Raw genomic sequence first — 16,310 nt, 5'->3', positions numbered from 1 at the left:
TAGCTCCGAGCCGCATGCACGCGCTTCCGCAATCTGGTAGCGCCTACCGGGTCGCGATCCACCAATTTTGGTGTTGAAAATCGACCTAGCGTCTTGCCAGATGTACACGCGCAGATTCTGCGGCGGTTCAACCAAGGGGGGAAGTGAATGCCTACACTATTCAAGGCCGAAATATGGCGCGGCGGTGAAACATCCAACAAACTCTCCAAGGAGAAGCGAAGCGTCCACGTTTCGGCCGTAGGCCCGACGCTCGATCGAAAAGATGAGGCGGGTATATCCGCACACCTCAGTCTGAAATCCAAAGGTGGTGGCGTAACTGACGTTACTGTTTTCTTCCCTCCAAGCACCTTTGGCGCTTTAGCCGCCGAAATGATGAAGGCAGATCGCGACGGCGCGATTGAGGCGTTCGCGAAAGCGCTATTGCTGAAAAAGTAATCCTACAAGGAATGAATAATGGAGATTGTTGCAGCCATCACGGCTGGGATATCCGCGGCGCTCTGGTTTGCTTCCAGTTTTGCTTGGTTGTGGGCGGTCCAGGTGAAGGCGCCTTTGGTGAAAGGCGCGCAGGGGGTACCGAATGCCATCGTCATGAGTGATGGTCCCCGAGGGGAGATTTCCTTCGGTGGCACCAAGCTCCCCAACTTCGAGGAGCTCAACAGCTACAACAAGGAAGTCGGCCGCAGGAATCGGATTGCCGCTTATGTGAGCGCTGGAGGGGCGTTCTTCTCTGGCGTTTCAGCCATCACCGCAATCATCGCGTTGAACACTCCATGAAAGCAAAGCGGCTGCTCGACCAGTTAAGGGAGCAGCCGCACGATCACCTGTCGCGAGAGGAGGCGCGCCAGGGGATGGTTGAATAGCCCGAAGTGGCTACGTCTCAGTTTATTCCCCGCTGCATCAGCCTTTAGTAGGATGTCCTAATAAAGAATGCAGGGAGGAAAATGATGGAACGCGTAGAGGCCGAAAAGCTCGAAACTGACGCCGCCACGAAGGTCTGGTCGGTCCATGATTTCTGCAAACGGCACCGCCTCTGCCACGAAGAGGAAAAGCGGCTGCGACACCTATTCGGTCAGTTCGCAACAGCCAGGGAACTTCTGCACAATGCGCAACGTTCGCCGAAGTGGCGGTAGGGATGCCGCTATGTCGGACGAGTGGCCAATGTTTGTTTTGCAATGCATCGTGGTCTTTGCGCTCGTCGGTGCACTTTTCATTCGCGCTGATTGACGCTCGGCGAAAACGATACGGGGAATGCATCTCCTCCCGTTCCTGCCGTCGCAGGCAGATAGTTACCCAAGGCTCGCACGCGGCCTCGGGTCGGCTCTAGCATCAGCAAAGTGAGCCGAAACAAAAACGCCCGCACAAGGCGGGCGCGGGATTGTATCCCTTCATAGTAAAAAGGGGCATAACCCCGTCAAAAAGTCAGGTTCTGCGCGCTTCTTTTGCGATTTCCATTGCTCGCTCGAAATTATCGTTGGCCGCCACGAGGAGTCGTCGACCTGCTTCGATAGCGTATTTACCGCTATAGCCGCGCGCCTCGCCCAATTGGCCGAGACTTTTTGCTGACGTGGCCTCTGTCAATATTTTGAGGTCATCGTCCTTCATTCCCTGAAGAGTGGCATTCCATTCTTCGACTTCGGCACGCTCCGACACAACGTCCTGCCATGCGTGAAAGCCGCTGTCGCCAGTGGCGACCTTGACAAGGCCTGGGAATAGTTGAGCCAGGTTGCGTGGACCGGCAGGAAAGCCATCGGGGCACTTCTTGATGGGTGGCAATACTGGTGTATTCGCGTAGGCATTTGCCAGCGTTTCCCGATCTTGCGCTTTCGTAGTCTCTGGCTCCTTAGGGCGGCGATGTTCGACTTTCTTCACAGGACGGGCAGACTGCACGTTCTTGAAGAGGCCGGGAGGATCGTTTTCCCCTGCGAAGTAATCAAACGTGAGAGCCTCCTCCAACGGATCTGGAGCGGAGCCCTTGTCCCGCACAGACTTCTCCCTGGTGCCGAGCATCGCGCCAACTGGCATCTTAATGCGCGACCTAACGACTTTCCCTGCAATAAGCTTGTGACCTTGCTCTACCTGGGATCCATCACTGAAACGCAGCTTGCCGATGCGAACGATGACTTCATGCGGGTTATCGTTTTCGTCGAGGTGGATGCCGTATTCGAAGTCACCCTCGACCGGGATGGCGTGAACTTCCCGATCTGCTCGTTGATCCTCATTCCATTCATCGGGGAGCATCATCGGTTCCGGACGATACCTCACAACGATTTCGGCCAGAGACTTCTTGATGGCCTGCAGCGATGGAGTGTACTCGACGGCGCGATCCGTACCGCCGAAGCCATCATCGGGATCAGGCCGCTTGTTGTCGTTCGCCGGCGTTAAGCGCCAGTTAGATGAAACGACCGGCAATGGTTGCGCTGCACCGTCCTCGAGCACGCCGACCGGTCTGTTGCGCATGGCCCAAAGAGCACCGAGGTTGGCAAGGCCCTTATGGCGCGGCTTTTTAGACTTCCGGGGCTTCCCCGGTATCCGGGGCTGTTCGAAAAAGAGATCATGATCGTGTTCAGGGGCGGTAGCGCGCCAAGCTTCGACTTCGGCGCGATGTTCGGCGGTAGTGCGTTTGGTCATCATTTCCCCCTCGTTTTCCGATTTCGGTAGCGCGACAATGCGGCCTCCCCTTTTGGCGAAAGCGGCATGCTGTAGGTCATGTCGGGGTTCCGCTTCCACGGCCCGAACATCTTTCTTGCTTCCAAGATGAGCTGGGTTCGGTCATCGACCCGCTGATGGACACTGTTGCGGCCGCTACCGAGGAAATTTGCCTGCGCCGCAGTGAGCCGGAGATCCTTGCTGGACCAGTTCATTGCTGACTCCTGAGGACTGGTCTGGGCAACTCAATGCTGTCGATGTCAGCCGTAAGTTGGTTCGGCACATCCTTCTCCTCCTCGAAGGTTGAAACGATCGTCTGGCGCACCCGCTCGCCAAACTTCGCCATGGCTTTGAGGGCGTCTTCACGGGAGATCGTGCCGCACCTCAGCGGCTCGACCACGTTTTCGTGACAGGTTTCGAAACCGCGGCGAAAGGCATCGTCTGCAATAAAACGGATGGCGCCTCGCGCTGCCGCCAGCGCGGCGTCCACGTCGCAGACACCATCAGCGTCGGCATCGAGCCGATCGATTGTTGCGGCGAACGCTCGGAGATAGCGGTCGGTGTCTCTCTCTCCGACCACGATGGGGATGTTGGTCAGGTGATGCTCGAATAGGTTCATCGCTACTCCTTCACTTCTCGGGGTATGGCGTTCCCAGACGCCTACCCCTCTGTAAGAGGGGCAAATGCTGGGAACCTGGGAATGCGTTTATTTTCAATGGCTTAAGCCATTCCCAAAAATCTTGGGAACGCCGGGAATGGGAATGGGAAATCTATTATTTTCAACTACTTAGCGTTCCCATTCCCATGGGAACGCCCCGTTCCCAACCATTCCTGGGAACGGGATTGGTGCTTAGGAACGGGGCGTTCCCGCTGCGAAATTCCCAAGGCCGATGGCAAACATGCCGGTGGGAACGTCGAGCCATTTTGCTGTCTTTTCGCCCCTCGCCGCCGCCCGCACGATCTCGCCGCGTTCCAGAGCTTGTGACGCCAGTGCGTCGAGCTTCCCTTTGGACAGCCCGCGAAGCTCGTCTGGCAATCGCTCCCGCATGTCATAAAGGCCACTTGCACCGGTCTTCGTGAACGGTGCGCCGGCAGCCGCAGCAGCTTCGACGGCGATGACGAGAGCTGCCAATAAGTCGGCTTGCGGCGGAGCCGCTGACCCAAGGCCAGACGTCTTGTCGACCAGCAATCCGGACTCGCTCCGCGCATAAGTGCTGAGAATGCGTCGAGCGGCCCCGTTCGCCTTCACAACCCCGCCGAGAACGATCCGATTAGGCTGGTAGTCGATGCCTAGGGATTTGCAGGTGCGCTTCGCCCTCGCCTCATCCGCCGGCCACATTGCGTAAGCAAGCCGGAGCCCGTCGACCAAAGCTGTACTGCCACGGATTGCCTCACGAGCGTCAGCAAGCGTTTCGATTGGGGCTTTTGATTTCCTCATGTGGTGAGCAACGAGCACCGTGGCATTGCTTTCCGAAGCCAACCGCGCCAGAGACGAACACACGAACTGTCCAGCGGTGGGATCCTCGTTCAATGGTAGATGAGCGAATGACGCGAGAGGATCAAACGTGACGAGCCGTAAGTCGGGAATTCGGCGGAGCTGATCGCAGATCCTCTTAAACTCATCCGTCTCAAGCAGCCCGAGCTTGCGGTCTTCTTTCCAAAAGGCTCTAGCGCCACCCGCTGATGGCAACGGTACGACGATCATCCGCTTACCGGCGCTGCTGAAGCGCTCGCCCTTATCGTCTAGGGCGGCGATGCGGCGATGCACCTCGTTCGCGTCATCTTCGGAGGTGATCATGACCGACACGCCCTCGCCGACCACCTTCCCCCCGAAAATTGGCGGCGCATAGATGCTGCTTCCAAACGCCACACGACGGTGAAGCTCGAGCAAGGCGAAGCTTTTCCCGGTATCACCCGCCGCGGAAACCATGCCGGGAACGCCCAAGGGAATGACACCGTCCACGAGATATTCGACCTTTGGCGCCTCGCCGACGAAGCGATCGACTGTCCACTCGAAAATTGAAAGCTCGCGAGGTTCAGCAGGAATGGGCGCGTTGTCGTTCGATGACTCCGGCTGCGCGGCAGCTTTTGCCCTGGCCGTTGCTGCTAATCTGGTTGCCGCGTCTGATGACTTTTCCGGCGAGATCCAGTCCGCACGGTCGCTGCCGCCGCGGTGCTTCGTAGCGATCGCAGACAGATCTGCGCCCCCGTCGCGAGCCAATTGCGCTACCGTGCTCAAGGTGACGCCTTTGCCAGCCGTGAAGCCTTTCCACCGCGTGGCCACGTCCCCTTTCCTATATTTGGCGCCACGAGCACTCCAAGCGTCGGCGATCGCGAGCCCATCGCTCCCCAGTGCGCCATGAACTGCCATCAGCACGCTGACCCAGTCTTGGTAGACAATGTCTGGCGAGATAAAGCTCAGCAACTCTTGGACTTCGGCAGCGCATGCAGGTGCATTGTCATTCGCGGGGGTGTGGTCGTACCGCGGCGTGTGCTTGGGCGTTCGGACGAGATCGACTAGCCATTTAGGGGCTTCCGCAACCTCTGCCATGAAACCACTGGGGCTCTGGCTTCCCAGGAACTCATAGAACGTTCCATCTGCGAGCGTGCTGCCGGCGGCGATTACATAGCCGCCCTGCGCTCGTATATCGATGTCCGCGGGAAGGCTTCCTGTTGACGTGGTTAGGCCGTCAACATGTTTGAAAAGGAAGTGCATTCCTCCCGTTGCAGTCCGCACGACAACCGTTTGCGGCAGCGGCTCGTACTCGGCCTCAAGATCCGCCAGATTGGCGTCACCCTTCTTGCCCTGCTTCACGTCCACGTCGAGCGCGAAGAAGCCTGTTTTTTCGCCGGTCGGAATGCCGACCAATGCCTCTGGATTGCGCCTCCACCATTCTCGCACGATCCGTTCGCTCGTGGTCGCGCCGTATAACCCATTTGATGTCAAAGGGCTTTTGGGCTCGTACACTCGGCCTGTGTGTGGATCTGTTTCCTCGGCGACACGGCAGGGGAAAACATGAATCCCTGCTGCGATGTATTCCAGCGCAACGGAAAGGTTGTCCCCGATGGAGGGGGTGCCTGGCTCAGGCTGAATGGCGGATGCGGTTGTCGGCAAGCTGGCCCCCAAGTGCTAATGTCGCTGCGGCTGTGATCTTTGCTGCCGTCGCTGGCTGGAATGATGCGCAGTGCTGGCCGGCTACGTTTGGAGCGATCGTCCTTCTGGTCCCGTCAGGGAACTCGCGAAGAAGGAGCCCATAAAGGCGCACATCGCCGAGTGGGACAGTGAAACGTGCGACGGTTCTCGCGCCACCTGAAGTCGGCGGCCTTTCGACCGCCGTGATGGATTGGATGACCGGCTCCACTAAACAATCGCCCTGGTGAGCGGACCAAAATCGGCGCCCGTTCGTCCGTCGTTCAGTGTGGCGAAGTATCGACCAACCAATTCGCGGTCATCCTCAATCTTCTCGATAATACCCACCGCGCGAATGAAGGCAGCGAACCGAGCCGAATGACGCCCCTCGCTCCCTAGATAGAACTCGAACACCCGCAAGGCGGATGGACTCGAGCGGTCGGTCGGCTCGACAAACACGTTCAGGCGCATGATCTCGTCACCTTCATCGTGCGTTTCGGTCGAAAAGATTCTCCACCCTTCCCATTCGGACACGCCGCGTAAGCGACGTCGGGCGGCACGCTCCACACGAGCCACGTCTTCTTCTTTTTCAAGGATCGTGAAAGCCAAAACGTCGGCCAGCGATGGCCCTTTAACTTCGGTAGAAATGCGCAAAAATCCTCCTCGCCGGCGATGGCGCCGGTCGGCCGTGGGTTGATTAGGATGAAATGATCGACTGCTTAGTAACCGTGAAGCGCTCGCTAGCGTCAAGGCACGCCCGTCAGCATGTAAGCTACCGCTGGCGGCGAGCGGCCTCTTCCATCGCGGCGGCTATTATTTCTTCGCGGAGTGACGGCTCAATGCCCGGCAGGTGGATGTACGTGCCGTCATCCGAAAGGGTAACGCGATGAGCAATTGTTCCGTCGCTGAACTCGAGATCAAACGTGGCCCTAACTGTGACCCGGTCTTCGGGGTCGGCTAGATCGAAGTTTCTGATCTTAAACCTACTCATGCTGCAGTCCTTTCCTGCTCCGCAATCCAGGCTAGCAGCGTGGACTTCCGCGCCCGAATATTCTGGCCAACGCGGAAGTGCGGCAGGCGTCCCTTCCTGACGGCGTAGAACACGGCGCGCACCTCCTCGCCGAGGAACTCCGCAATCTCTTCTGCGCCCTTCAGGATGTCGGACGCTAAATTATCGTTGGCGGCTTTCATTTTTTCTCCTCATTGGGGTTGACACGATTTGTAAAACTGGTAGTTTGTTGACATGCGTTTATGATTTTCGTACACGTTTATCGACAATTTCTGATGATACTATAGCTTTACAACTATGTCAAGATGCCGCCATGCATTTCGACGTGTTGCAAATAGTCCGTTAGTCGTGCATTTTGTGCTCCCGACCAGGAGCAAGCATGTCAATTCGCGAACGGAAATGGACAACGGCCAAGGGCGTTGAGAAGTCCGCATGGGTCGTCGACTACTTCGACCAGAACGGCAAACGCCACCAGAAGTCCTTCCCCCTCAAAAAAGACGCCAAGAGATTTGAGTCCAGTACTCATGTTGAAGTGATGGACCGAGTCCACGTGGCCGACCGCGACACCATCACTATCGCCGAGGCCGGCAAGCTGTGGCTGACCTCCTGCGAAGTGGCAGGCCATGAGCGCACCACCCTTTCCCAGTATCGCCAGCACCTCAACTTACACATCTCCCCCTACATCGGTGGTCGCCGCCTCAACGAGGCCACAGTGCCGTTCGTCCGCGCCTGGCTAGATGAACTTCGGAAGGAAGGCCGCTCTGACGCGATGCTTCGCAACGTGCGCGTAAGCCTCGGCTCGATTCTCTCAGATGCGCAGGAACGCGGATTGGTCGTTCGCAATGCCGTGAAGGACATGGGCCGCGGCAAGAAGGCGAAAGGCGGAACGCAGGCACGGCACGAGAAACCGCCAGAAGTCGGCATAGACATTCCGACGCCAGATGAAATCAGGGCCATCATGCGCAAGGCAGTAGGCCGTGACCGCGTGTTCGTCATGACGGCCATCTTTACCGGCATGAGGGCGTCCGAATTGCGCGGCCTCCGCTGGTCTGACCTCGATCTGAACCGCGCCGAGCTCACCGTAAGGCAGCGCGCTGATGCTCATCAGGAAATCGGCAGCCCTAAGTCAAAGAAGGGTCGACGATCCATTCCGCTGGTCGCCGACCTTGTGAAGACACTTAGGGACTGGAAAAAGGACTGCCCCGCCGGCGACGCGGATCTTGTGTTCCCAAACGGCTCCGGCAACATCGAATGGCATGCGAACATTGTTAAGCGGTGGTACCACCCTCCCCAGATCGCGGCCGAAGTCTCAGTCGATACCGGCACGCAGGACAAGGATGGCAATCCGATTAGGGCAGCCAAGTACACTGGGCTTCATGCGTTGCGTCACTTCTATGCGTCTTGGTGCATCAACTCGCCTGCAGACGGTGGCCTCGGCCTGACTGCCAAGGTCGTCCAAGAACGAATGGGGCACAGCTCGATTCAGATCACTCTCGACACGTATTCGCACCTGTTCAAACGGGCTGGCGCCGGGGTCGAGATGGACGCCGCCGCGTCTGCGCTTTTGAGCTAACTGCAACATGACTGCAACATGAAGCCAAATTACGACATTAAATCAACGCTACGTGACGGACTCTGACTCCGTTAGTCCTGGTTCGAATCCAGGTTCCCCAGCCAACGGTTCTATCTCGCAGAATTGAAGAATGAACAGATCAGGCTGAGACAATCTCAGCCCTGCAGTGTGGCGTGATATTGCGACTGGCTCCCCTTGATTTTCAACGATTTCCTGAGACAGGCGGCCCGTCGACGCTATCCGCGATGTGCGCGAGCAGGCCGGTATTGCAGGCAGCCGCCAGCGCGGAGCCCTCGTGACGGATGATAGCATCTTCACACGCGAGAGAATTTATCACCTGAAGATATCACGGAACCCCTGATCGACGCGGCGGACGACGTCTTGCGAACGATCCCGCGACGTCCACCCTTTGAGCGGCACAGTCTTTCATGGCCCTGGTGACGGCGGGGCCATTTCCTTGCGTGGACCAGAAAACTGGAAAACCCGGACTTAGGTCTGGCGCGTTCACGCAAAGGTCCTAGCGGCGTTGCTCGTGCCCAATTCACCGGCCATCCTCACTTAGCGCCAACCCCGAATCGGACAGCCTTCCGTCATTGGCGCCAGTGATCCCAGAGCGCACGCCCCATACGCTCTGGGGTCCACCCGAGATGGGCCCTGCCGCGCATTCACACCAGCACTATGCGCCCAGCGGCCTCAAAGGAGGACCTAATATGCCTGAAAACATCCACCGCCATATGGAGCCCAGTGAAATTCCCACCTTCGTAGACGAGGTGATTGAATCCGGGTGCGACATCACCGCCGTGGGGCACGACAGCTACGTGATTGGGGATGCAGACGAGCAGGACAGCGCGATCGAGACGCTCGACCGGATTCAAGAGAAGTACGGCAACCCCGATCCCCTGAAGCTGGAGATTGTGAACTACCTCTGGTCGGTTGGACGTTTTTTGGAGCTTGCGTCAGAGAACAGCCGGCACTAGTGGCCGAGGAGCGGCGACGAGGCCTATTCATCGCGGTAGAGAAAGGACGTCCAGAGCCCTTCGAGGATTGTGAGGACGTGATACAGCGCGACAAGACCGAGTACCCCACTGACAGCCAAAAACCCAAAACCGACGATCCACACGCAGCCTTCCGTCGTGCAGGGATCATTGTTTTCGAGGTGCCACCACACCGCCGGTACAAGCACTAGAACGGCCAGGATGATCGCCAATCTGTATCTGGCCGACAAGGAGCTGCGCTCCATCACGGGGTCTCGTAGGAGAAGACCTCAACTAATCCACCGGCTGGCAACCAAATCGCCGCGTCCGCGATGTATGATACAGCAGACCAGCAACAGGAAGACAACTCAGGCGCGCAAACCTGTGCGCCGGCCGGCCAGATTGAAAGGCCGCGGTTGACCCCACGCATGTACGGACAACAGATCCTGGCTGCCCAAAGTCCGGCAACAGGCGCATAATCTCGCCCCATCCAAGCGATCAGGCGGAGGACGGCTCATGTTCGATTCTGGCAGAAAGACGGACGCCGAATATGCGATCGAGTACATCCAGGAAAACCCGGAAGCCGGCCTTTGTTGTGAGGATCGGCACTGGTGGATTACGCCGAATGCGAACGAAACCGATCAGCAGGTCCTGTTCCTCGACGACGCAGAAGCGGAACGACTGAAAGACGATGCACGCCTTCAAATCGTGCCCGACATCGCCCATCCGGGCCGGACTCTCTGGATCATGCGGAAGATGACGTAGCCGCTTGCTGCCGGAACCGCGGGCCGCGCTAGAGCAGGCCGCGCCTCGCCAGATTGCGCATCAACGACGCCGCGCCGAAGCTCCAGGGCGTGCATTCGGTCGAAAGCGTGACGGTGTTGGTCAACCGGCCGAGTTCGGCGTTGGCGATCGTCACCACATCGCCGAGCTTGTGGGTAAAGCCCTGCCCCGGTTCGTCGCGGTCTTCGACAGGGGCAAAGAGCGTGCCCATGAACAGCATCACGCCATCGGGATATTGGTGGTGCGGACCGATGGTCTGGGCGACAAGATCGAGCGGGTCACGGCTGATTTCCGCCATCGAACTCCGGCCCGTGAGCCTGTAGCCGTCCTCGCCTTCGACGACCAGGGTGAGTTCGGCCTTGCGCACATCGTCGATCGTGTAGGTTTCGTCGAAGAAGCGGATGAAGGGGCCGATGGCGCAGGAGGCGTTGTTGTCCTTGGCCTTGCCGAGAAGCAGCGCGGAGCGGCCCTCGATGTCGCGCAGGTTGACGTCGTTGCCGAGCGTGGCGCCCTTGACCTGGCCGCTCGATGAAACCGCAAGCACGATCTCCGGCTCCGGATTGTTCCAGCGCGAGGCGGGGTGCAGGCCGACATCGGCGCCGGGGCCCACCGCCGAGAGCACCTGGGCCTTGGTGAAGACTTCGGCATCCGGGCCGATGCCGACCTCCAGATATTGCGACCACACGCCCTCCTCCTGGAGCGCTGCCTTGACGCGGGCTGCTTCTTGAGAGCCGGGCTTCAGGTTGCGCAGGCTGTCGCCGATGACGGCAGTGACGCGGCTGCGGATCGCTTCGGCCCGGGACGCATCGCCCGCCGCCCGCTCCTCGATGACGCGCTCGATCATCGAGCGCGCGAAAGTCACCCCGCAGGCCTTCACCGCCTGCAGGTCGCAGGGCGCGATGAGATGCAGGATCGATGCGTCGGCCCTTTGCGCGAGACACGCGTCAAGCGGGGCGAGGCGCTCGCCGGAAACGGAGCGCAGATGTGCGACCGGATCCGGGAGCTCAAACAGGTCGCGCATGGTCGGCGTCTCTTTCGAGGTGATGTCGATGAGCGCGCCGTCACGGATCGTGACAAGCGACGGCCCGCCGAGATCGGGACGCCAAACGCGGCCGACAAAAGTGCCCCCGTTAAACGCTGTATCGCTCATGCCGCCTCATCCTCCATGCGCGCTCTATTTCTTGCAGCCGAAACGATGGCTGTAAAGCCGGCGGCGGCGCGCAAACGTCCCTTGGGTTGTAGCGACCGGAACATTGCAAATTTTCACGCGTTTACGGTTATGTCACGCGCCCTCCGGGCGCCCTTGTCGCTTCGCGACGGCGCGAAATCCGCTGCCCACGGCTGCCCGGGAAGGTTCAGGAGCAGCCGCCTGAGGCCAGGAGGACGCCAAGAAAAGGATGAACGCAATGAACCAGCACGAAGAGTTCAAGGACAAGCCGGTGATCGATCCGGTGACCGGGCAGCCTCTGCCACAGACGCAAACGCCGATGAGTGATGTGCCTCCGGCCCGTTCGCGCAGCAACTGGCCGATCGTCATCATCCTGCTCGCCGGCCTCGTGCTGGCGCTGATCGCATGGTTGCCGGCTGAACTGAGCCGCGATACGGCCAATACCGCAGCGCCGCCGCCGACCACGGATCAGCCGGCCACCGGCCAGGCAACGCCGGATACGACGGCCCCGGGCACAGCGACACCCGGCACGACGAACCAGGCAACGCCTCCGGCCGATAACAGCGCGGCACCTTCCGGCGTAACGACCACCCAGCCGGCACCCGAATCGACGCCGCAGCAGGCACCGGAGACGCAGGGCTCGACCCCGAACTCTACGCCCGGTACCACGCCCAACATGACCCAGCCGGCACAGTAACGGCTAGCCGACGCCAATGGCTGGAGGGATTTCCCTCCGGCCCTTCGCGCTCAAAACAATCGCTCAGGTTCGCTTGATCGATGCCCCGATCATGGCGTCCCAGCCGGCAGCGGCGCAGTCGGCGATCGCCAACAAGGTTTCTCGGGTTGCGCCATCGCGGGCTTCGATCGACATGCCGTGCTGGAGCGAGGCGACATAGGCCGCGATTGCCGCGCACGGCGTGCCCTCGGGCAGATCGCCCTCCGCAACAGCGCGCTCGAAGCGCTGCTCCAACGCGACCTGCTTCTCAAGCCGGCGCAGCTTCAACGCCTCGCAGACCTCCGCATCCCCACCCGCCATCTGTGGCGCCGAGAGCACGACCATGCAGCCGCGCGGTTCGCCGCCGCGGGTGAAATTGTCGGCGGTTCGTCTCAAGAGGTCATGTACCGCTGCCCTGGCAGTCGGCACCGTTTCCAGTTCATCCCAGATGCCGGCGCCGTCTGTCCGGCCATAGAGATCGACCGCCTCGATGAAGAGCTGCGCCTTGCTGCCGAAAGCGGCGTAGAGGCTCGGTGGCTTCAAGCCCATGGCCTGGGTCAGATCGGTCAGCGACGTGTTGTCGTAGCCCTTGTCCCAGAAGAGCTGCATGGCGCTCGCAAGCGCCTCCTCTCGGGAAAAATTGCGTGGACGGCCGCGGGACATGGAGGCAACTTCCTTTCTGTATCGATCAATACATAAATCGCTTGACAGCAGCTGGCAAGTCGTCTCTCCATATATGTATCGATCACTACAAATATGGAGAGACCAGTGACGAGTTTGAAAAACAAGGTGGCCCTGGTAACGGGCGGCAGCCGCGGCATCGGCGCTGCGATCGCAAGGCGCCTGGCGGACGAAGGCGCAACCGTTGCGGTGACCTACAGCCAGTCCAAGGAGAAGGCCGAGGCGCTGGTGGCGGAAATGACCAAGGCCGGCGGCAGCGCACTGGCGATCCAGGCGGACAACCGCGACCCGGGCGCGGTCGAGGCCGCTGTCGGCACGGTTGCCGAGAAACACGGCCGCATCGACATCCTCGTCAACAATGCCGGCGTGTTCGATGCAGGAACGGTGACGGAGGTGACCGCGGAGGATTTTGACCGGACGATCGACATCAACGTGAAGGCGGTGTTTCTGGCGACACGCGCCGCAGCCGCCCATATGCCAGAGGGCGGACGCGTCGTCTCGATCGGCAGCAATCTCGCCGCCCGCGTTCCCTGGCCGGGCATGAGCCTCTATGTGCTCAGCAAGAGCGCCCTTATCGGATTTACCAAGGCGGTGGCACGCGACCTTGGGCCAAGAGGGATTACCGTGAATGTCGTCCATCCCGGCTCGACGGATACGGACATGAACCCTGCCGATGGTGAACACGCTGGTCCGCAGCGGGGGCTGATGGCGATCCCGCGCTTCAACGAGGCAAGTGACGTCGCGGGCGTGGTCGCCTGGCTTGCGGGACCTGACGGCCGCAGCGTCACCGGCGCCGAGTTCACCATCGATGGCGGCACCAACGCCTGAGACGATCTGCCAGAAATGAAAAGGCCGGAAACGATGCTTCTGGCCTTTTCACCTACTTGATCTTGAGTCGATGCATTTGCTTCAGGCCAGGAAGCGCTCGGGGCGATAGGGTGCGATATCGATGACCGTCTTTTCTCCGGTCATGGCTTCCGCCAGTGCCCGGCCGGTCACCGGACCGAGCGTCATGCCGTGATGCGCATGGCCAAAGGCAAACCACAGGCCCTCGTGGCGCGGCGCCTTGCCGATAACAGGCATCATGTCCGGCGTGCAGGGACGCGCGCCCATCCACGGCTCTTCGTCGCGGCGTTCGGCGAGCGGGAAGAATTCACGCGCCACCCGCTCGGCGCGCGTCAATTGTACCGGCGTCTTCGGTGCGTCGCGCCAGGCAAATTCGGCACCGGTCGTGAGTCGGACGCCGCGCAGCATCGGCGCCAGGAAGTACCCCCTTTCGGCGTCGAGCACCCAGTTGTTGAGCTGAGCGCCCTCCTGCATGCCATAATGCATGTGATAGCCGCGCTTGACCGCGAGCGGGAAATGATAGCCGAGTTTGCGGGTAACCGTGTCGGCCCAAGGACCGAGCGCCACGACGACCTCACGGGTTTCGAGCGGCCCCTCCGGTGTGGCGACGCGCCAGCCGGGACCTTCGAGCACATGTTCGGTCGTGGCGGCATCGCCGGAAACCAACCGTCCGCCGAGCGACTGGAAATAAGCAAGATAGGCTTTGTTGAGGCTGTGCGGGTCACGGATCGACCAGGGGTCGCTCCAGCGCAGGCCACCGACGAGATCGGCCCGGATCGACGGTTCGATCGTCTTCAGTTCGCTGGTCGAGAGCTTCTGGTGGTTGACGCCGAAGCCGGCCGAGAGCTTTTCCGCTTCCTTGTAGGCGGCATCCCGCTGCTTCTCCGTGCGGAACACCTTCATCCAGCCGTCCTTGCGGATCAACTCGCCCGCGCCGGACGCCTCGATCAGGTCCTGGTGCTCGCTGATCGAGTGCTCGATCAGCGGCGCATAGAGATGGGCGATGCGCTGGTGCTGGGTAAATCCGGAGTGCCACCAGTAGCGCGCCAGGAACGGCACCAGTCCTGGCAGGGCACGGAAGTGGTAGTGGGCGTCGATGGTATTGTTCAACGCGTAGCGAAACAGCGCGCCGAAATCATGCGGGAAGCCATAGGGAAACACACCCTCGCGCTGGATCAGACCGGCGTTGCCATAGGAAGTTTCCTCACCGGCGCCGCGGCGATCGAGAAGCACCACCGATTTGCCGCGCCGCGCCAGATGGATGGCGGTGGAAATACCGACGATGCCGGCGCCGAGAACCACTACGTCAGTCTTCATGTGCGGCTGCCCCGTTTTTTCGATCAAGACAAGCCGCGGCTTCGCTCAAGCCACGGCGCCAAACGTCACTTCTTCTTCAGTGCATTCATGATCTGCTCGAGATAGCCGAGCAGTACGGCGGAGACGACGAAGGCGAGATGCATGATTGTCGCCCACATCAATTGCTCGCTCGAATATTGCTGCGTGTTCAGGAAGATCTGCAGCAGATGGATCGATGAGATGGCGACGATCGAAGAAGCAACCTTGATCTTGAGGCTGCCGGCATCGAGCTTGCCAAGGAACGAAACCTCGGCATCGCCCTCGTCAAAGCGGCTGACGAAATTCTCGTAGCCGGAAATCATCACCATGACGATCAGGCTCGCGACCAGCGCGGCGTCGATCAGACCGAGCATCGCCAGGATCATCTGGGCATCGTCGTAGACGAAGACCATGCTCGCGATTTTCAGGAACTTGTAGATGAAGGATACGCCGTAAAGCGCAAGTGCCGCGACGAGACCGAGATAGAAAATGACGAGGAGCCAGCGGCTGGAGAGGATGATCCGCTCGACGAGCAGTTCCAGCGATTTCATGATGTTCGGTATCCTCAGGGCAAAAGCTGCGATTTCGGCATCAATAGCCAAGCGGACCTTGAAGGGCAAGCAAGACGACGCCTCTCGCCGAAGCAAGAAGGGCGACGTTGCCGCCGCCCATGTCGAACCCACTCAGGTTTGCGACCGCCCCTGTCAGCCTCGACGCACGAGACCAGCGACAAGCGAGATCACCAGGAAGGCGAGAAAGAGGAAGAAAAGGATCTGGGCGATACCCGCGGACGTACCCGCGATTCCGCCAAAACCAAGTACACCCGCTATGATTGCCACAACGAGGAAGACAAGCGCATAGTATAACATAGCAATTCTCCTTGCCTGCATGACTGCAAAGCAAACGCCACAACTATCACTTTGTTCCAAATTGCATTTGAGACGCGAACGGCGAGATTCTTGAACCGCACGGAACGGTAAGGATTTATTTACCACGATAGACAAAAGAGTCCCAAATCGAGACGGTTTGTACAGGAAACGCCCGGAACCTTCGCGATACTCTGGCGTTCTTCCCCCATGGAATACGCAGGGTCGAAATGAAGATGCCGACAGCACATATCTGGAAAACTGCGGTTGAGGCGGGCCGGGAGCGAGCGGATCTCCCGGATGGAAATCTTCACATCGGTAAGACGATGCGCGATCTTTACGTCAATAATGGCGAGGGACAGAGCTCGAAACTCGAGTATCTTCTCGAAGAACTTCGCCGGCGCGAACAGATGGCACAGAAGAAATAGCAAGATTCCGCAAAACAATTGAAAAGCCGCCACGGCCAAGACCCCAGCCACTTACTTAAATGTGGAATCGTTAGGACCGTCTTCAGCAATACCCCTTATAACCCCGGTTATCGGGGGTATTGCGTATGCCGGAGATTTTTTCGGAGACCCAAAAAC

The 16,310-nt window shown here is 59.6% G+C and carries 22 protein-coding genes; 9 read left to right on the top strand and 13 right to left on the bottom strand.

The genetic code is table 11. The features are described from left to right. The first annotated feature begins 147 nt into the window (after nucleotides 1-147). The 3 genes from LAC81_RS01925 (at nucleotide 148) to LAC81_RS01915 (ending at nucleotide 1,130) form a co-directional block, all read left to right on the top strand. Nucleotides 148-435 (top strand): hypothetical protein, encoded by a 288-nt coding sequence (locus tag LAC81_RS01925; protein ID WP_223726493.1) that lies wholly within the window; start codon nucleotides 148-150, stop codon nucleotides 433-435. Between the two features lie 18 nt (nucleotides 436-453). Further along, nucleotides 454-774, top strand: coding sequence for a hypothetical protein (locus tag LAC81_RS01920; RefSeq protein WP_223726492.1), 321 nt, complete (start codon nucleotides 454-456; stop codon nucleotides 772-774). A gap of 170 nt (nucleotides 775-944) precedes the next feature. Then, complete coding sequence (locus LAC81_RS01915; protein WP_419196084.1) at nucleotides 945-1,130, top strand: hypothetical protein; 186 nt, start codon at nucleotides 945-947, stop codon at nucleotides 1,128-1,130. Between the two features lie 289 nt (nucleotides 1,131-1,419). On the opposite strand, the gene LAC81_RS01910 is transcribed toward LAC81_RS01915, so the two are convergent. From LAC81_RS01910 to LAC81_RS01880, 7 genes are all read right to left on the bottom strand, one after another. Beyond that, a complete protein-coding gene (locus LAC81_RS01910; RefSeq protein ID WP_223726490.1) occupies nucleotides 1,420-2,631 on the bottom strand; it encodes a hypothetical protein in 1,212 nt (403 codons plus the stop codon). Further along, on the bottom strand, nucleotides 2,628-2,861 hold the full coding sequence (locus LAC81_RS01905) for a hypothetical protein (protein ID WP_223726489.1): 234 nt from the start codon (nucleotides 2,859-2,861) through the stop codon (nucleotides 2,628-2,630). Before LAC81_RS01905 ends, LAC81_RS01910 begins: the two co-directional genes overlap by 4 nt. Then, entirely contained in the window at nucleotides 2,858-3,265 is a 408-nt protein-coding gene (locus tag LAC81_RS01900; RefSeq protein ID WP_223726488.1) for a hypothetical protein, read from the bottom strand. Before LAC81_RS01900 ends, LAC81_RS01905 begins: the two co-directional genes overlap by 4 nt. Before the next feature lie 231 nt (nucleotides 3,266-3,496). Then, nucleotides 3,497-5,761 (bottom strand): bifunctional DNA primase/polymerase, encoded by a 2,265-nt coding sequence (locus tag LAC81_RS01895; protein WP_223726487.1) that lies wholly within the window; start codon nucleotides 5,759-5,761, stop codon nucleotides 3,497-3,499. 246 nt (nucleotides 5,762-6,007) lie between these two features. Further along, entirely contained in the window at nucleotides 6,008-6,430 is a 423-nt protein-coding gene (locus LAC81_RS01890; RefSeq protein ID WP_223726486.1) for a hypothetical protein, read from the bottom strand. A 118-nt stretch (nucleotides 6,431-6,548) separates the two neighbouring features. Continuing rightward, nucleotides 6,549-6,767, bottom strand: coding sequence for a hypothetical protein (locus tag LAC81_RS01885; protein ID WP_223726485.1), 219 nt, complete (start codon nucleotides 6,765-6,767; stop codon nucleotides 6,549-6,551). Then, nucleotides 6,764-6,967, bottom strand: coding sequence for a helix-turn-helix domain-containing protein (locus LAC81_RS01880; protein ID WP_223726484.1), 204 nt, complete (start codon nucleotides 6,965-6,967; stop codon nucleotides 6,764-6,766). The genes LAC81_RS01885 and LAC81_RS01880 overlap by 4 nt, the downstream gene beginning before the upstream one ends. A gap of 197 nt (nucleotides 6,968-7,164) precedes the next feature. Between LAC81_RS01880 and LAC81_RS01875 the strand changes: the two genes are divergently transcribed. Together LAC81_RS01875 and LAC81_RS01870 are read left to right on the top strand one after the other, a co-directional pair. Then, a complete protein-coding gene (locus LAC81_RS01875; RefSeq protein ID WP_223726483.1) occupies nucleotides 7,165-8,358 on the top strand; it encodes a tyrosine-type recombinase/integrase in 1,194 nt (397 codons plus the stop codon). Nucleotides 8,359-9,068: 710 nt separating this feature from the next. Further along, nucleotides 9,069-9,335 carry a hypothetical protein gene (locus LAC81_RS01870; RefSeq protein ID WP_223726482.1) on the top strand — a complete coding sequence of 89 codons (267 nt, stop codon included), beginning with the start codon at nucleotides 9,069-9,071 and terminating at the stop codon, nucleotides 9,333-9,335. Between the two features lie 23 nt (nucleotides 9,336-9,358). On the opposite strand, the gene LAC81_RS01865 is transcribed toward LAC81_RS01870, so the two are convergent. Then, nucleotides 9,359-9,598: a hypothetical protein gene (locus tag LAC81_RS01865; RefSeq protein ID WP_223726481.1), complete on the bottom strand. Its 240-nt coding sequence runs from the start codon at nucleotides 9,596-9,598 to the stop codon at nucleotides 9,359-9,361. Nucleotides 9,599-9,848: 250 nt separating this feature from the next. Between LAC81_RS01865 and LAC81_RS01860 the strand changes: the two genes are divergently transcribed. Next, nucleotides 9,849-10,097 carry a hypothetical protein gene (locus LAC81_RS01860; RefSeq protein WP_223726480.1) on the top strand — a complete coding sequence of 83 codons (249 nt, stop codon included), beginning with the start codon at nucleotides 9,849-9,851 and terminating at the stop codon, nucleotides 10,095-10,097. Between the two features lie 28 nt (nucleotides 10,098-10,125). Here the strand turns inward: LAC81_RS01860 and LAC81_RS01855 are convergent, their stop codons facing one another. Beyond that, nucleotides 10,126-11,265 carry a fumarylacetoacetate hydrolase family protein gene (locus LAC81_RS01855; RefSeq protein ID WP_223726479.1) on the bottom strand — a complete coding sequence of 380 codons (1,140 nt, stop codon included), beginning with the start codon at nucleotides 11,263-11,265 and terminating at the stop codon, nucleotides 10,126-10,128. A gap of 256 nt (nucleotides 11,266-11,521) precedes the next feature. Here LAC81_RS01855 and LAC81_RS01850 point away from each other — a divergent pair, with 256 nt between their 5' ends. Further along, complete coding sequence (locus LAC81_RS01850) at nucleotides 11,522-11,980, top strand: hypothetical protein (protein WP_328716826.1); 459 nt, start codon at nucleotides 11,522-11,524, stop codon at nucleotides 11,978-11,980. Nucleotides 11,981-12,043: 63 nt separating this feature from the next. Here the strand turns inward: LAC81_RS01850 and LAC81_RS01845 are convergent, their stop codons facing one another. Beyond that, nucleotides 12,044-12,661: a TetR/AcrR family transcriptional regulator gene (locus LAC81_RS01845; RefSeq protein ID WP_223726477.1), complete on the bottom strand. Its 618-nt coding sequence runs from the start codon at nucleotides 12,659-12,661 to the stop codon at nucleotides 12,044-12,046. Nucleotides 12,662-12,754: 93 nt separating this feature from the next. Here LAC81_RS01845 and LAC81_RS01840 point away from each other — a divergent pair, with 93 nt between their 5' ends. Next, complete coding sequence (locus tag LAC81_RS01840; RefSeq protein WP_419195795.1) at nucleotides 12,755-13,507, top strand: SDR family NAD(P)-dependent oxidoreductase; 753 nt, start codon at nucleotides 12,755-12,757, stop codon at nucleotides 13,505-13,507. A gap of 81 nt (nucleotides 13,508-13,588) precedes the next feature. On the opposite strand, the gene LAC81_RS01835 is transcribed toward LAC81_RS01840, so the two are convergent. From LAC81_RS01835 to LAC81_RS01825, 3 genes are all read right to left on the bottom strand, one after another. Then, complete coding sequence (locus LAC81_RS01835) at nucleotides 13,589-14,842, bottom strand: NAD(P)/FAD-dependent oxidoreductase (RefSeq protein WP_223726475.1); 1,254 nt, start codon at nucleotides 14,840-14,842, stop codon at nucleotides 13,589-13,591. Between the two features lie 65 nt (nucleotides 14,843-14,907). Then, the gene (locus LAC81_RS01830) at nucleotides 14,908-15,411 is read right to left on the bottom strand and encodes a TIGR00645 family protein (protein ID WP_113536351.1); all 504 of its coding nucleotides are present in this window, start codon (nucleotides 15,409-15,411) and stop codon (nucleotides 14,908-14,910) included. Between the two features lie 153 nt (nucleotides 15,412-15,564). Further along, a complete protein-coding gene (locus LAC81_RS01825; protein WP_113536352.1) occupies nucleotides 15,565-15,729 on the bottom strand; it encodes a DUF1328 domain-containing protein in 165 nt (54 codons plus the stop codon). Nucleotides 15,730-15,956: 227 nt separating this feature from the next. On the opposite strand from LAC81_RS01825, the gene LAC81_RS01820 reads away from it, so the two are divergent. Next, nucleotides 15,957-16,154, top strand: a complete 198-nt coding sequence (locus LAC81_RS01820) for a hypothetical protein (protein WP_223726474.1) — start codon at nucleotides 15,957-15,959, stop codon at nucleotides 16,152-16,154. The last annotated feature ends 156 nt before the right edge of the window (nucleotides 16,155-16,310 follow it).

The organism is Ensifer adhaerens (assembly GCF_020035535.1).
GTDB lineage: Bacteria > Pseudomonadota > Alphaproteobacteria > Rhizobiales > Rhizobiaceae > Ensifer.
This window is presented reverse-complemented; position numbering and strand designations above follow the sequence as displayed.

Excerpts from the sequence above, each read along its gene's own strand:
- LAC81_RS01855 (WP_223726479.1), bottom strand. The coding sequence starts at position 11,265 with ATGAGCGATACAGCGTTTAACGGGGGCACTTTTGTCGGCCGCGTTTGG.
- LAC81_RS01820 (WP_223726474.1), top strand. The coding sequence starts at position 15,957 with ATGAAGATGCCGACAGCACATATCTGGAAAACTGCGGTTGAGGCGGGC.
- LAC81_RS01920 (WP_223726492.1), top strand. The coding sequence starts at position 454 with ATGGAGATTGTTGCAGCCATCACGGCTGGGATATCCGCGGCGCTCTGG.
- LAC81_RS01880 (WP_223726484.1), bottom strand. The coding sequence starts at position 6,967 with ATGAAAGCCGCCAACGATAATTTAGCGTCCGACATCCTGAAGGGCGCA.
- LAC81_RS01925 (WP_223726493.1), top strand. The coding sequence starts at position 148 with ATGCCTACACTATTCAAGGCCGAAATATGGCGCGGCGGTGAAACATCC.
- LAC81_RS01870 (WP_223726482.1), top strand. The coding sequence starts at position 9,069 with ATGCCTGAAAACATCCACCGCCATATGGAGCCCAGTGAAATTCCCACC.
- LAC81_RS01825 (WP_113536352.1), bottom strand. The coding sequence starts at position 15,729 with ATGTTATACTATGCGCTTGTCTTCCTCGTTGTGGCAATCATAGCGGGT.
- LAC81_RS01900 (WP_223726488.1), bottom strand. The coding sequence starts at position 3,265 with ATGAACCTATTCGAGCATCACCTGACCAACATCCCCATCGTGGTCGGA.
- LAC81_RS01875 (WP_223726483.1), top strand. The coding sequence starts at position 7,165 with ATGTCAATTCGCGAACGGAAATGGACAACGGCCAAGGGCGTTGAGAAG.
- LAC81_RS01845 (WP_223726477.1), bottom strand. The coding sequence starts at position 12,661 with ATGTCCCGCGGCCGTCCACGCAATTTTTCCCGAGAGGAGGCGCTTGCG.
- LAC81_RS01915 (WP_419196084.1), top strand. The coding sequence starts at position 945 with ATGGAACGCGTAGAGGCCGAAAAGCTCGAAACTGACGCCGCCACGAAG.
- LAC81_RS01865 (WP_223726481.1), bottom strand. The coding sequence starts at position 9,598 with ATGGAGCGCAGCTCCTTGTCGGCCAGATACAGATTGGCGATCATCCTG.
- LAC81_RS01885 (WP_223726485.1), bottom strand. The coding sequence starts at position 6,767 with ATGAGTAGGTTTAAGATCAGAAACTTCGATCTAGCCGACCCCGAAGAC.
- LAC81_RS01830 (WP_113536351.1), bottom strand. The coding sequence starts at position 15,411 with ATGAAATCGCTGGAACTGCTCGTCGAGCGGATCATCCTCTCCAGCCGC.
- LAC81_RS01835 (WP_223726475.1), bottom strand. The coding sequence starts at position 14,842 with ATGAAGACTGACGTAGTGGTTCTCGGCGCCGGCATCGTCGGTATTTCC.
- LAC81_RS01910 (WP_223726490.1), bottom strand. The coding sequence starts at position 2,631 with ATGATGACCAAACGCACTACCGCCGAACATCGCGCCGAAGTCGAAGCT.
- LAC81_RS01840 (WP_419195795.1), top strand. The coding sequence starts at position 12,755 with ATGGAGAGACCAGTGACGAGTTTGAAAAACAAGGTGGCCCTGGTAACG.
- LAC81_RS01905 (WP_223726489.1), bottom strand. The coding sequence starts at position 2,861 with ATGAACTGGTCCAGCAAGGATCTCCGGCTCACTGCGGCGCAGGCAAAT.
- LAC81_RS01860 (WP_223726480.1), top strand. The coding sequence starts at position 9,849 with ATGTTCGATTCTGGCAGAAAGACGGACGCCGAATATGCGATCGAGTAC.
- LAC81_RS01850 (WP_328716826.1), top strand. The coding sequence starts at position 11,522 with ATGAACCAGCACGAAGAGTTCAAGGACAAGCCGGTGATCGATCCGGTG.